We start from the raw sequence: 13,297 nt of genomic DNA, 5'->3' as shown, positions 1-13,297 counted from the left end.
GAAAATGCTCTGCCTCTTTTTTCTGGTGGTGGTGCTGCGTCATGATGGTCCGTTCCCTTCTTCTGGCTAGTGTTTTTCTGACAGCGTCAGTGTCCGTCTGTCAGGCAACACCGGGGAACGAACAGAAAACCGCGCGTATTTTCACAACACTGCAATCTGACCCGGTGCGACTGGCACTCTTTATGCGGCAGTTTCCCAAAGGGGCTGATCTGCACAATCATCTGGTCGGTGCTGTGTATGCGGAAAGTTACTTGAAATGGGCGGCACAGGATGGGCTCTGTCTTTCCGTCAATCAGGGTAAAATTCTTCCCCATGGGTGCACGGCTACGCTGGGCAAAGGGGAATTGCCCGCCACCGCTCTGGCAAATAATTCCGGGGCCGAAAATCGTATGATTGACGCCCTGTCGATGCGCGATTTTGTACCAACTGCCACCGACCGTTCAGGGCACGACCATTTCTTTGCAACGTTTTCCGGTTTTGTGGCAGCCGCAGAAAAACATATGGGTGACAGTCTGGCTGAAGCGCTAGACCGTGCCGCACAGGATCACGTCACATATGTAGAGTTGATGATATCGCCTGGCTTGGGTGGAATGATCGCAGCAGGCAGCAAACATCCGCTACAGGACGAAAACTATGCTGACGCCATAAAAGCACTGACCCCCGAATTGCCGCAGTTAGTCGCCGCAGCACGACACGAAACCGACCAGATGGAACAGCAGGCACAGCAGGTCATGCAGTGTGGGTCTGCACACGCGCACCCCGGTTGCGCCGTTACCGTGCGTTATCTGTATCAGACGCTGCGCACGCTGCCCCCAGAAGCCGTTTTTGCGCAGCTTTATGCGGGTTATGACGTTGCGCATACAGACCCGCGCTTTGTCGGTGTCAACATTGTCGCCCCGGAAGACGACATGATTTCAATGCGTGATTACGATAAACATATGCGCATGTTTCAGGCATTGAACGCTGTTTACCCAGACGTAAAACTAAGTCTGCATGCAGGTGAACTGACCCCGGGTCTTGTCCCGCCAGAAGGGCTGACACACCATATCCGGTCCGCAGTGGAAATTGCCGGCGCCCGCCGCGTAGGCCACGGTATTGATATTCTCTGGGAAAATGATGCCAGCAGCCTTTTGACGGAAATGGCTAACAAAAAAATTATGGTCGAGATCAATCTGACCAGCAATGATGTTATTTTGAATATTAAAGGGAAAAACCATCCATTTTCCTTGTATCGCCGTGCTGGTGTACCTGTTGCCCTGTCAACGGATGATGAAGGTGTTTCCCGCGGAAACCTGACGCAAGAGTACATCCGCGCAGCGACCACATGGCCCCTGACTTATCAGGACATAAAGCAGCTTTCCCGCAACGGTCTGGAGTATGCGTTTATACCGGGCGAAAGCCTGTGGCAGAAAGGTGCTATGACTATGCTCTGCAAAAAACCAGAAGCAAAAATCTGCCAGAATTTTCTAAGTCATAATGAAAAAGCCCGTCTACAAATGGCTTTGGAAAAGAATTTTTCAGAATTTGAAAATAATGTTGTTAAAAATGATCTTTTCTCCCATTAAATTTTAGAACTGTATTCCGTGACACAAACTGGTTTCCTCGCTGCTTTGGTTTAAGGGTGTGTCACAAGCGCAGGCCAAAAGCGAGATGATGCATTGACACAAAGGGATAAATCCGCTTTTTCCAGTGTTGCTTAAAGAAACTGGTTAACATCATAATATATCGTGCTTGTGCCAAATAATTTCAAAAGCAGGTGTAGCATATCACCTGCTTTAATCACGTCGGGTTGCCCATGGTGCTTTGACAAAATTGTGTGTCAGGTAATCCAAGAAAACCGTTAGCCGGATGGGACGTAGCAACGTTGGCGGTGTAACCAGATAAACCGCAATGGACGAAGCCTGCCATTCCGGTAGCAGCGGCAAAAGGGAGCCGTTTTTCAAGCCATCCCACACCATGAATTCAGGAAACAGACCATACCCAAGCCCCGCATATAGCGTCGGCAAAAATGCTTCCGCATTATTCGCCCGTAATCGGGCATTTTGCGACAGCACATATTCTGGCTGATGCGCATGCTTCAACCTTACTGTGCCGGGTGCAGACAGATTGGTGTACACAAATCCTTTGTGGCGAGCCAGATCATACGGTTGCGCTATTCCGCCGCTCTTACTTATCCAATCCGGTGTCGCCACCAGAACCCGCCGTACGGTGCAGAGTTTTCGTGCCTTGAGCGAAGAATCTGCCAGCGCGGACACCCTCAAGGCGACGTCGTATCCCTCCGCCACAAGATCAACCACGGAATCATTGAAGTCGATTGTCAGATCAATATCGGGGTAGAGGCGTAGAAACTCTGGCAAAAGAGGCGAAAGGTGCTGAATGCCAAATGTCATGGGCGCAGCCACTCGCAGCACACCCGCGGGGCGCAATGTACCCTCCCGCGCCACGGCTTCTGCTGCTTCTGCTTCACTCACCAGTCGATGTGCGTGTTCCAGAACGCGCCGCCCTGTTTCTGTCAGGGAAAGCTGACGCGATGTTCGGTTGAGCAAGGCGGTACCAAGGCTTGCTTCCAACCGGCTGACAGCCTTTGAAACCGTTGGTTTTGACAGGTGAAGAACATCGGCGGCACGGGCAAAAGACCCTTGTTCTGCCACGCAAGCAAAAACGGCCCATGCCTCCAGATCTGGCAAGCGCATCAGTTAAAATCCGGAAATGATGTGTTTCTTTCATTTCTATATATTGGCGACAAGAAACCGTCTAGCTTTGGCTCAATAACAAAACATCATCTGGAGAAACGTCCCATGATTGACGTCAGACCTTTTGCAGAATTGGGCCATGCCAACCACGGCTGGCTGGATGCGCGGTATCATTTTTCCTTTTCACAGTATTTCAACCCCGAACGTATGCATTGGGGAACGCTGCGGGTCTGGAACGATGATACAATCGCACCCGGCGGTGGCTTCCCGACTCACCCACATAGCGACATGGAAATTATTACCTATGTGCGTGAAGGGGCCATTACCCACAAAGACAGTCTGGGTAATGTTGGGCGCACCGAAGCAGGTGATGTACAGGTTATGTCTGCTGGTTCCGGTATCCGGCATAGTGAATATAATCTGGAACAGACTGAAACCCGACTGTTTCAGATCTGGATTCTTCCAGACCGCAAGGGGCATACCCCATCATGGGGAACACGGCCTTTCCCTAAAGCCGGGCGGGACGGACAATTTGCCGTTCTGGCATCAGGCCATACTGAAGATAAAGATGCGCTTCGCCTAAATACGGATGCACGCGTTCTGGGGGCATCTCTAAAACAGGGGCAAACAATATCCTACCCATTGGGAAAGGACCGCCTTGCTTATCTGGTCGTTGCCAAAGGCGAAATTTCGATAGAGGGAAAGACGCTGCATGAGCGTGACGGTGCTGCCATTGCAGATATGGACAGTGTAACGCTAACTGCCGCGGCCGACGCCGAACTGGTCATGGTGGAAACGCCGCCTATTGATTAACTTTCTGGCTTTTCCCGGCAAAACCAAAAGGCTGTGCAGAAAATCTCTGCACAGCCTTTCTGTTACGCTCATCCCTATGGAGGCCACAAGCAACTTCACCCCTGCCTCTACAACATCTTATTGCAGAACAGGCTTGCCCAAAGCCGGATCAGTTCGACTTGGCTTTCCGGTTTCAATATGCCCGGCAAAACGGTTTTCCGTTTTCGGTTCTGCTGCAATTTTCACGCTGATATCATACCACTGATCACTCTCAGCAAGAGTGAGCGTTTTATGCGCCACAGCATGGGCTGCCACTGTTACAGTCTGGCTGGGCTGACCATAGGCGTTATCATGAATATGAAGCGTCTGGGTCCGGTTGGTGCGATTTACAAATGTCAGCACCAAAGCACCTGCTGTGGTATCATCCGTCGCAGACACCAGAACAGATATCTGGCCACTACGATGGAAATAACGTGCAAAGCCGTTAGGGCCAAGAACCGTGAACTTTGCCAGATGGTCAGCTGGGGTTCTCCAGTTATCCTGAAGGGTTGCACCCGCTCCGACTGTATAACGGCGCGGCTTTTCACTGGTATGGTCCTGATAAACATAGAAGCAGGCCCCAGTTGTGCCCTGATTTTCAAACTGGAGTGTAAAGCTGCCTTTGGGGCCAGAGACTTCATGCGCACCAAGAACATAGGGCAGAGGCCGCGCAGGGCGGCCGCCTTCTTCCTGCTCCCCAATATCAGACAGGCTGCTTGCAGCCGGTATGGCCGGGTCAGGCAATTTGCAGGAAAGATCGACCTGTTGTCTGTAATCTGATGTATCAGGCAGCCCGCTTTTCAGCCCCTGTTTGCGCGAGAAATCAAACGCACTGGTCAGATCCCCGCAGACTGACCGACGCCATGACGTAATGTTGGTTTCACGCACGCCAAACCGGGCCTCGATAAACCGTAAAACCGAGGTATGGTCAAAAACTTCCGAGCAGACAAAACCACCCGTGCTCCACGGAGAAAGCGCCAGCATGGGGACGCGAGGCCCCAACCCGTAAGGCAGCATATCTGCGGTGTAGCGGTTCGGCTCATACGGGGTAATCCGATCATGGATTTCTCCATGCGTATCAACCGTACTTTTGCCCGGCAGAACAGGGGTAGGCGGTTGCGGTGGCGGCACATGGTCAAAATAGCCGTCATTTTCGTCATACATCACAAGCAGAACGGTTTTCGCCCACACTTGCGGGTTTGCCGTCAGGGCATTGAGAACGCGGGCGATGTAGGTTGCCCCGTAACCCGGCGTCCAGCGAGGGTGTTCGGAAAAGGCTGCCGGGGGCAGAAGCCAGGAAACCTGTGGCAGGCGGTCAGTCATGACATCCTGACGCAGATCATCCAGCGTGCGCTTGGTCATGGCGCGCTGGTGCAGTGGGGATCCTTCGGGTGCATCAACATAGTTTCGGAAATTCATCAGCACGTTTGTGCCGAAATTTCCGTTTTCAACATCAGATGCCGAAAGTCCCTGCTGGTAAACCTGCCAACTGACGCCAGCGGCCTCCAGTCGTTCAGGATAGGTTGTCCATGTAAACGGATCAGGCACCTTGGGGTAGAAAACGCGATCAACCCAGTCAACGTTATCCAACACCGGGCCGCCGCCCACGCCCTCACCATCCACTGTGCCGGTCATCAGGTAAAAGCGATTGGGATGCGTCTGGGTGGGGGTGGAGCAAAAATAATGATCACAGACCGTAAATGCATCAGCCAGTGCGTAATGATACGGAATATCCTCACGCGTGTAATAGCCCATGGTCATATCGGTTTTATGTCTGGGCCACTGGTCGTTCCAGCCTGCGTTAATGGCTGCGTGTGTTGGCTTCCAGTTGTGGTCAAGATCGAGAACACACTGAGCGCTGCTGACATGCGTCCGCAGTTGGAAGGGCATAATACGCCCTTCGCCTTCCTTTTTACGCCACTGTGACCAGATGGGGGTGCCATCTGGTGACCGAACCGGGTGACGGTCAGCCACCCCGCGTACGCCACTAAGATGGCCAAAATAATGATCGAAAGAGCGGTTTTCCTGCATGAGCACAACAATATGCTCAACATCTTCCAACGTACCGCTCCGACGCTCTGCCGGAATAGCGAGTGCCCGGTTAATGGATGCCAGAAGGCCTGCTGTCACAAGCCCGCCGCCACTTTTTAAAAGTCCTCTGCGTCCAATAACCGGCATACTCACCCTCTCATCTGATATCAGTAATAAGATAACATTTATGAGAGAGTGAGACCAGTTTCTTTAGAAGTCGCTGCTGATTGTTGCAATGGCCGCAAACGGTGATGCAATTTTGTAAGTCGCGGATTTACCGCTGATGGTATTACCGAAGATACCCGTAGCAGTTTTCGCATTCACCTGCGGCGAATTGATCCACCCCAGATAGCGTTCGTTTGAAATATTCTGAAGGTTCAAACGAATGGTCGGGCTTTTGAAAATCCCCATTTTCGGCAGACGGTACCCCACATTGATGTTCATACGCACATAGCCGGGAATATGTTCGTCATTTGTGAAGGTTGAATACTGCTTGGCAACATATTTCAGGTTGAAGCCAGCAAAGCGGTGCCCGTCGTCATAGTCCAGACCAAACCCAACCTGATAGGCTGGGGCCTGCGGTGCCACCTTGCCTTTGGTATGCATGTAATCTGTTACTGCGCCGCTGGCTGAAGGCAGATTGCTGTCTGTTACCGCATGCAGATATTCAAAAGACACATAAGGACGTACGTGGTGGAACGGACGCGTGCCGATTTCAGCATCCACACCATCTGAATGTTCACCACCACCATTGATATTGGTCGTCCAATACTGACCATTTTCATTGGTAACTGTCTGCGTGAACAGGCGGTTGGTGAAGTTATAGTGGAAATAGGTGATCGAGCTTGAAATCAGGTCATCCTGATAACGCCAGCCAGCTTCTTCCGAAATGGAAATTTCAGGCTGCTGCTGTGGGTTTGCTTTTGTAGAATAACCCGTTCCTTTTACATAGGAACCAGAATCATACAACGCGTAGTTCTGCGGCATACGATAGTTGGTTGCGACAGAAACAAAGACCTGATTGTGCTCATTGATCTTATAGCGAACAGCGGCTGTTGGCAGCGCCTGATAATAATTGGTCTGAACGTATTTCTGGCCGACATCTGGCAGATAGTTTGTGCCCTGACGCTTGACGATGGAATATTTCAAACCGGCATCAATGGTCAACTTACCGTGGAACAGAGAAAGGCTATCACCAATGAATGGTGTATGGACCTGCGTCTGCGTCAAGGTGTCACGATACTGGGCTGTTTCACCATTGCTGAGAACAACATTGTTGCTGTCGCCCCATGTGCTGAGCGGGGTACCGTCGTCACTGACACCACTATAGGGCGCCGTCTGACGCTGCTTTGAATATTCAAACCAGTACCCAACCATCAGACGGTTAATGCCTGCTGTCCATGTCAGTTTTGTTGTCGCCCCGGGGCGATAGGTTTCCGTCAAAGACGGGTTGTAAAGCATGACTTTCCCAGACGGTGTCTGCCCGTCGATGCTCCCTGCCATGGTCTGGCTGCCGTAGGACATTTTGGTCATGTCCGTAGAATAGCCACCACCGCCGTTGCCATAACCGTACCAGAAATAAGGTGTTTCGGTCAGAACCAGATGGTCTGTCAGCTTGAAGGTTGACGGCATGGACGCGTAGATATTGGTGAAGGGGTTGGGGCGAAGCTTGTAATAGTTATTATCGCCTTTCACGTAATGACGTTCATAAACCGTGTTCGGCGGATCACCGGCTTTTAACCCACTGCTACCAACGGGGTTATCAAATCCGATACCCCATTTATCCCAGCTTGCTTTTGTAATGCTTGGATATGCGTTGTTCTTCAGAGAGTTGCCGACAACCGCCAGCGACACACGGTTACCATCACCCCAGTCATTCACGATTTTCATTTCACCGTGCTTTTTGTTTTCCCAACCCGGACCACGCCAGTGATCCTGACGCCCCTGTGAGTAGGAGAAATAAGCACGGAGATTGGTATTACCAATATAACCGGTATCAAAACGGGCAAAACCACGGGTTGCATTGTAAGACCCATAAGTCATGTCCACATGACCACCCATATTTTTCTTTGGGTCAATCATGTACATATCAACCACACCACCAGATGCGCTGATATGCGGGCTATCAAGATCTGCCGAACCCTGTGCCAAACGCACAGTCTTCAGGTTTTCGGCGTCCACAATTTCCTGCGGGTAAACGGCAAAGTTGCCGATATCGTTAATCGGGAAGCCTTCAAGCGTGAAACCCATCTGAGATTCAGTCAGACCACGTACCGACATATTGCCCCCGGTCATACCCAGCGGATCTGTATCGGACACGTTTGCACCTGGCAGCAGAGCAATAAGCTGCATCGGGTTCAGGGCGGGGTTCTGTTTGGCAATGTAGTCGCGTGTAACGGCTGACACGGATTTGGGAGAATCGGTCGGCGTCATCAGACCACCGCCGAATGCACGCCCCGTGTCACCATCACCCAGATCACGCGTGTGACCATGCACTTCCACATTTTCGTCAGTGGGAGAGGTCTGCCCCAGCATGGTTGGCAGAACGGTTTCCTGTTTTTTGGCAGGCTTTGCTGCCTTTGTGGTGCGGGACTTGCTGGCTGCTGAATCGACTGTTTTCTTTTCTGACGCTGTATCAGCCAGTGCCACCAGAGGTGAAGACAGAACAGTCGAACAGATCAGGCAGGCAAGAACGGATGAGCGTCGTTTGAGGGTCATTCAGTCTGACTTTCAATGAAGGCATGGGAGGAATCTTAAACGGCATTTTATTCAGTAGATTTTCGAATAGAAGACATTCATAATAATTTCATATTTCTCTCCCCACTCACGATCGAGCGGTTAGATGAAAATCGCATCCCGTTTCGGTAACGAAACAAGTTATGATTTTTTTTAATGGCTGACATGCACCCAAACAACTATAATCTTCATCAAATCCATATAATTTACAGAAAAGTAATATTTATGCCCAAATACTTTCCCGCTTTCGCTCTTACCGGCGCAATTCTGCTCGGCGTGGCATCTACCAGTACGCAGGCGCTGGCATGGGGGCGTGAAGGCCATCAGGTTGTTGCTGCATTGGCATGGGATTACCTGACACCGGATGCACGCCAAAAAATTGATCTTATTCTTAAGCAGGACAAGGACACCCTGACCCCGCCCGATTTTCTATCGCGCTCAACATGGCCAGACGCATGGCGGGCCGCCGGTCATAAAGAAACGACCGAATGGCACTTTGTCGATATTGAACTTGACCACCCAGATCTGGCTCAGGCCTGCTACAACTTCCCCCAACAGACCGGCCTAGCCAGTTCTGGCCCTGCCAAAGACTGCGTCGTTAACAAAATTCCGCAGTTTGCAAATGAGTTGAAAGACCCCAAAACCCCGCCAGCAGAACGTGTTCTGGCCCTGAAATATCTGGTCCATTTTATTGGTGATCTGCACCAACCCCTGCATGCGGCCGATAATCATGACAAAGGCGGCAACTGCGTACGTCTGTCTCTGGGCGGCCCACGCACCACCAACCTGCATTCCTACTGGGATACGGCCATTGTGTCTGAACTAGACCCAAGCCCAGCCAGCCTTGCAGATAAACTGTTTATGCAGATTACGTATGATGACAAACAGGCATGGCAGCAGGGAACTGCCGCTGACTGGGCCCAGGAGAGCTTCAGCCTCGCGCAGAAATATGCCTATCAACTGCCGGTTAAACCCGGTTGTGACCCGGATAGCGCCCCAATCGAACTTCCCCCCGGTTACGATGCCGCAGCGCAAAGTGTTGCGCGCCAGCAGCTTATGAAAGCAGGAGTGCGTCTGGCCTATGTGTTGAACAACGCGCTGTCTGGCACCAAAACCGAACAGTAAGTCAGATTTAGACTACAGATACCCGACACGGCAGACGCACCCCCAATCGCACCAACTGCTGTGTCGGAGGCGCTTTCTTGTTAGAGGAGTGCTGCCTTGTGAGTAAGGCACCTCGGCTGATCCAGTCTATTGAACGGTCTGCTTCCATTCTTGAAGTCATTGCACAGGAAGGCGGAAGCGCACGCTTACAACAGATTGCTCATCTCACCGGGCTGGGCAAAACGACTGTTCATAACATTCTGCGCACGCTGGACCACTTAGGCTACGTGCAGCGTCGCCCCGGTGACATGCGGTATCATCTGGGTGGCAGAATACTCAACATTGCCCGTATGGCCGGGGACGATAACGCGTTACGCAACCGCCTGCGCCCTGCCCTTCTTGCCATAGCGAAAGAAAGCGGCGGCACCGTCTATTTAGGCGTGCCCAGCGGGGACGAAGCGTCTTATCTGGATATTGTCACGCCCGACCAGCCGCCAGATGCACCCCGTGACATCTTACGACGGGAAGCATTGGAAGGCTCTGCCATCGGTCTGGTATTTCTGGCTTTTGTGCCGGGATTGGCCAAGAGAGTGCTGGCCCGTCTGGATGCAACAGAAGATGAAGCACTGTTTGCCCGCATAGAAACCGTGCGGGCCAAAGGCTATGCGCTTGATATTGGTGCCTACCGACAGGGCCAGAATGGTGTTGCCATTCCCTGTCGGGAAAATGGAGAAGTCCGTGCCGGTATTGCTGTGGCCGGGCCAGCGGAACTGTTTCCGCCCGCACGCCTGATCCGACTAAGCTGGATGATGACGCGCCATGCAGAACTGGCAGCGGTTCAACACTGTTGAAAAAATAAGGTTTCTCTGGTTTTACATATTCCCTCCTGAATCAGCACGTCTAGGGTGCGGTTTCTTTTCCACACAGACGGGCCAAGACCATGAAACTTTCTTCTGCCAAAGCCATGCTTGCGGCGGCGCAAGCGGAAGCAGAACGCCTTGGGGTAACAGTCTGCATCTCCATTCTGGATGCCGCGGCGTGGCCGGTTGCGTTCATACGCATGGATGGCGCCCCTTTGGGCGTTATTGATGTTGCTAACAAAAAAGCCCGCACGGCTGTTCTGTTTCATATGAACAGCGCAGACTTCGCGAAAATCGGCCATCCGAGCGGAGAGGCTTATACTCTGGAAAACACAAATGGCGGCCTGACCAGCTTTGGCGGCGGCCTTGTGCTGAAGACTAGTGAGGGTACCGTCATCGGTTCGATCGGCGTCTCCGGTGCCTGCACGGAAGATGATATTGCCATTGCCCACATTGCCGCCAACACCCTGCTGGCCTGACCCTTTTTACTGAGCGGATGCTTCTTTTATGACGACAGATACTTCCCTGCCCGAGGCAGCCGCCATACCGGCGGCGTTGCCCGCAACGCCTGTGGCCCCTCCCCACGGTAGAACCGCAGCCCTGCTTATTCTGACATTCGGGACCTTTGTGGTGGGCACTGGCGAATTTGCCATTATGGGCATGCTGCCAGAATTCGCGGCATCCCTCGGTCTTTCCCCAGCTGACGCGGGTTATGCCATCACAGCCTATGCCATTGGCGTCGTTGTGGGGGCGCCGCTGATCACTATTCTCGGCGCGCGCCTGTCACGCCGAGAACTGCTGCTGACGCTCCTGCTGCTATTCTGCTTTGGGAATATTCTGAGCATTCTTATGCCCACACCGGGATTGGTGGAAGTTGCACGCTTTATTACCGGCCTGCCGCACGGGGCATTGTTCGGTATTTCGGCTCTGGTTGCAGCATCCATGGTGGAGCGCTCTCGTCGTGGCTGGGCTGTGGGCCGCGTTCTTTCGGGTATTGCAATTTCAACCTTGATTGGTGCCCCATTTTCCACCTTCGCGGCCGATCATTTCGGGTGGCGCGTTGCCTATCTGCTTATCGGTATTTTGGGACTTGTGACGTTTCTGGGTGTCCTGCGATACATTCCTGCTGATGTGCCCAACCGCAAAAACTCGCCACTGAAGGAAGTCACAGCACTGGGCAACACGCAGGTTCTGCTGACGTTGCTGACAGCTGCTATTGGCTTCGGCGGCATGTTTGCAATCTACACCTACCTGACCAGTGTGTTGCAGAATGTAACACACGTCCCGGAATGGGAGGTCATGGTGTATATGGTGGTCTGGGGTGCTGGCATGTTGACCGGTGCCAATGTTGGCGCATGGCTGGTTGATCGCAACATTGACCTCGCCGCCATGCTGGCGCTAGCGGGCAGTGCAGTCACCATGGTGGTGTTCCCCATTGTGCTGCATAGCCATTTGGGTTTGATGCTGGATGTTTTCCTGGTTCCCGCATTCGTCAATGCACTTGGCCCCGCCCTTCAGACCCGGCTAATGGACTTTGCAGGAGATGCCCAGACACTTGCAGCCTCCCTCAATCACTCAGCTTTTAATATTGCTAATGCTTTAGGGGCGTCTTTGGGCAGCGTGCTGCTAGCGCATCAATACGGCTATGGCGCTCTGGGGTTCGGAGGAGCAATTCTCTCCCTGGCAGGGCTTCTGACCTACATTATCGCCCTCATTTTCCTGAAACGCAGCGGCATTCAGGAAGAACGGCAAACCATCGTTTAATCGCGACTGTCTTGACACATGCCGACCAAACTCTGTCAGAGTTTGGTCGGCTTACGCTAGGCAAGCAATAATATTATATGCCTCACGTATAATTATTTTGTCTCGACATGTAAAATAATATTTTATTATATTGCAATTATTTGATACAAAACGGTTCTTAACTTACAAGACACAGTAATAATAAAATATATTTTCTGAAGATATTATCTAAAATAATCAACTTTAGAGAGGTTTGTTTCAAGATAATTTTTCACATCAACTTCATAATTTGTAAATTTTTTATCTCTTAACCAGACCGCTCCTATTTCAATCTTCATATCTGGCAAAATTTCGACCTTCGGATAACGATCAGAATTGATCTGTTTTAACTGTTCAAAAGAAAACAGTGCCAAGCCAGAAAAATGAGAAACCATTTTTTCAGTTGCAGCAACAGAGTTTACTTCAATGCGCCGAATGGGAAAGGATAATCCTCTTACAGCTAATGCAGATTCAAATTTACTCCTTAAAGTATTCCCCACTTCTGGTAAAATCCAAATTTTTTCTGAAAAAATAGTCCATTTCTCTAATATTTCTGGAATGGAATATATATTTCCCTTAGTTACAACAGCATAATTTTCTTCATACAGTTTTTTTATACTAAACTGCGGAAAACGCTTTAAATCAGCAATATTTGTGAAAATAAAGTCATAAACGTTAGATTCCAAGCCACAGAGAAGAGGGTGTTGCTCTGTGCTATTCAAAGTCAAATGCAAATTTGGGTATTTTTCTTTAATTTGTGCAATATTTTTAGCCATACCATCATGAAAAATGGATGTTTCAATTCCTATTTTTATGTTGTCCTTTATACAATCCTTTACTAAAAACACTTCATTCATCAGATTTTTGAGTTCATTATTAATTTTCCTGCCTGTCATAATTAACTGTTCACAAATTGGATGAGGAACAAGGTTCCCTCCCTTTCTAGTAAAAATTTTAAATCCCAATATATTTTCTAATTCAATGCATGCTTTTGAAACGGCCGCAGGTGTGATATTTAAACGGTTTGCAGCTTGACGAATGCTCCGTGTAGCAACCAGCATCTCCACAAGACGAAAATGTCGTAATTTGATCTGTACACTCAGATCTAAATTTTGAGGCACAACAGTTTCCCTCACCACGTCCGGTTTGAGCGTTTTTATTTCTCATTGGACGAAACCAATAATTTTAATTGAAAATATTCATATAGTTTTGGGCTAACAAGAGATAATATATATCCTTTCTTAGGTTTAATTATATTGA

Annotated in this window: 10 protein-coding genes; 6 read left to right on the top strand and 4 right to left on the bottom strand. The window is 50.5% G+C overall.

What is annotated here, in order from left to right:
* The first annotated feature begins 41 nt into the window (after window positions 1–41).
* Window positions 42–1,565, top strand: a complete 1,524-nt coding sequence (locus tag Abin_RS11895; protein ID WP_048847191.1) for an adenosine deaminase family protein — start codon at window positions 42–44, stop codon at window positions 1,563–1,565.
* A gap of 210 nt (window positions 1,566–1,775) precedes the next feature.
* Here Abin_RS11895 and Abin_RS11890 read toward each other — a convergent pair whose 3' ends face one another.
* The gene (locus Abin_RS11890) at window positions 1,776–2,693 is read right to left on the bottom strand and encodes a LysR family transcriptional regulator (protein ID WP_048847190.1); all 918 of its coding nucleotides are present in this window, start codon (window positions 2,691–2,693) and stop codon (window positions 1,776–1,778) included.
* A 105-nt stretch (window positions 2,694–2,798) separates the two neighbouring features.
* Here Abin_RS11890 and Abin_RS11885 point away from each other — a divergent pair, with 105 nt between their 5' ends.
* Complete coding sequence (locus Abin_RS11885; RefSeq protein WP_048847326.1) at window positions 2,799–3,506, top strand: pirin family protein; 708 nt, start codon at window positions 2,799–2,801, stop codon at window positions 3,504–3,506.
* 117 nt (window positions 3,507–3,623) lie between these two features.
* Here the strand turns inward: Abin_RS11885 and Abin_RS11880 are convergent, their stop codons facing one another.
* Window positions 3,624–5,702: a phosphocholine-specific phospholipase C gene (locus Abin_RS11880; RefSeq protein ID WP_052948222.1), complete on the bottom strand. Its 2,079-nt coding sequence runs from the start codon at window positions 5,700–5,702 to the stop codon at window positions 3,624–3,626.
* Window positions 5,703–5,765: 63 nt separating this feature from the next.
* Window positions 5,766–8,273, bottom strand: a complete 2,508-nt coding sequence (locus Abin_RS11875; protein ID WP_048847188.1) for a TonB-dependent receptor — start codon at window positions 8,271–8,273, stop codon at window positions 5,766–5,768.
* Between the two features lie 243 nt (window positions 8,274–8,516).
* Here Abin_RS11875 and Abin_RS11870 point away from each other — a divergent pair, with 243 nt between their 5' ends.
* From Abin_RS11870 to Abin_RS11855, 4 genes are all read left to right on the top strand, one after another.
* Window positions 8,517–9,416 carry a S1/P1 nuclease gene (locus Abin_RS11870; protein WP_052948221.1) on the top strand — a complete coding sequence of 300 codons (900 nt, stop codon included), beginning with the start codon at window positions 8,517–8,519 and terminating at the stop codon, window positions 9,414–9,416.
* Between the two features lie 98 nt (window positions 9,417–9,514).
* Window positions 9,515–10,246, top strand: a complete 732-nt coding sequence (locus Abin_RS11865) for an IclR family transcriptional regulator (RefSeq protein ID WP_048847187.1) — start codon at window positions 9,515–9,517, stop codon at window positions 10,244–10,246.
* An 89-nt stretch (window positions 10,247–10,335) separates the two neighbouring features.
* Entirely contained in the window at window positions 10,336–10,734 is a 399-nt protein-coding gene (locus tag Abin_RS11860; protein ID WP_048847185.1) for a GlcG/HbpS family heme-binding protein, read from the top strand.
* Window positions 10,735–10,762: 28 nt separating this feature from the next.
* The gene (locus Abin_RS11855; protein ID WP_048847184.1) at window positions 10,763–12,019 is read left to right on the top strand and encodes an MFS transporter; all 1,257 of its coding nucleotides are present in this window, start codon (window positions 10,763–10,765) and stop codon (window positions 12,017–12,019) included.
* 203 nt (window positions 12,020–12,222) lie between these two features.
* Here the strand turns inward: Abin_RS11855 and Abin_RS11850 are convergent, their stop codons facing one another.
* Window positions 12,223–13,173 (bottom strand): LysR family transcriptional regulator, encoded by a 951-nt coding sequence (locus tag Abin_RS11850; RefSeq protein ID WP_146867662.1) that lies wholly within the window; start codon window positions 13,171–13,173, stop codon window positions 12,223–12,225.
* Between the last annotated feature and the right edge of the window lie 124 nt (window positions 13,174–13,297).

The sequence above is a fragment of the Acetobacter indonesiensis genome, from assembly GCF_000963945.1.
Taxonomy (GTDB): Bacteria; Pseudomonadota; Alphaproteobacteria; order Acetobacterales; family Acetobacteraceae; genus Acetobacter; species Acetobacter indonesiensis.
The sequence above is the reverse complement of the archived record's forward strand: the minus strand, read 5'-3'. Positions and strand labels throughout refer to the sequence as shown.

Excerpts from the sequence above, each read along its gene's own strand:
- Abin_RS11895 (WP_048847191.1), top strand. The coding sequence starts at position 42 with ATGATGGTCCGTTCCCTTCTTCTGGCTAGTGTTTTTCTGACAGCGTCA.
- Abin_RS11890 (WP_048847190.1), bottom strand. The coding sequence starts at position 2,693 with ATGCGCTTGCCAGATCTGGAGGCATGGGCCGTTTTTGCTTGCGTGGCA.
- Abin_RS11885 (WP_048847326.1), top strand. The coding sequence starts at position 2,799 with ATGATTGACGTCAGACCTTTTGCAGAATTGGGCCATGCCAACCACGGC.
- Abin_RS11880 (WP_052948222.1), bottom strand. The coding sequence starts at position 5,702 with ATGCCGGTTATTGGACGCAGAGGACTTTTAAAAAGTGGCGGCGGGCTT.
- Abin_RS11875 (WP_048847188.1), bottom strand. The coding sequence starts at position 8,273 with ATGACCCTCAAACGACGCTCATCCGTTCTTGCCTGCCTGATCTGTTCG.
- Abin_RS11870 (WP_052948221.1), top strand. The coding sequence starts at position 8,517 with ATGCCCAAATACTTTCCCGCTTTCGCTCTTACCGGCGCAATTCTGCTC.
- Abin_RS11860 (WP_048847185.1), top strand. The coding sequence starts at position 10,336 with ATGAAACTTTCTTCTGCCAAAGCCATGCTTGCGGCGGCGCAAGCGGAA.
- Abin_RS11855 (WP_048847184.1), top strand. The coding sequence starts at position 10,763 with ATGACGACAGATACTTCCCTGCCCGAGGCAGCCGCCATACCGGCGGCG.